Origin of the sequence: Bacillus cereus group sp. BfR-BA-01381 (assembly GCF_022663555.1) — a bacterium.
GTDB classification, from domain to species: Bacteria; Bacillota; Bacilli; order Bacillales; family Bacillaceae_G; genus Bacillus_A; species Bacillus_A pacificus.
This window is the reverse complement of the sequence record NZ_JAKUFR010000372.1, coordinates 1-207: the sequence shown is the minus strand read 5'-3', so window position 1 is coordinate 207 and position 207 is coordinate 1. Positions and strand designations below refer to the sequence as shown.

Sequence of the window (207 nt, the reverse complement as noted above, 5' to 3'; positions counted from 1 at the left end):
ATTACAAGTAACAAAAGGTGACTTCGTAGGATCAGCAAGTGGAGCAGTAGTATTAACAGCATTAATCGTATTTCTATCAAGCGTATTAGTATAATAGAAGTTTTGTAACAAGAGAAAAAGAGAGGAGAATGCAAAATGAAAGAGCAAGTATTACAAGTAACAAAAGGTGACTTCGTAGGATCAGCAAGTGGAGCAGTAGTATTAACA

At 34.8% G+C, this 207-nt stretch carries 2 protein-coding genes; both read left to right on the top strand.

Annotated elements, in window-relative coordinates:
* The coding region (locus MR079_RS29105) for a DUF3948 family protein (RefSeq protein WP_000696157.1) at positions 1–94 on the top strand (94 nt) is incomplete at its 5' end.
* Positions 95–135: 41 nt separating this feature from the next.
* The coding region (locus MR079_RS29100; protein WP_061661667.1) for a DUF3948 family protein at positions 136–207 on the top strand (72 nt) is incomplete at its 3' end.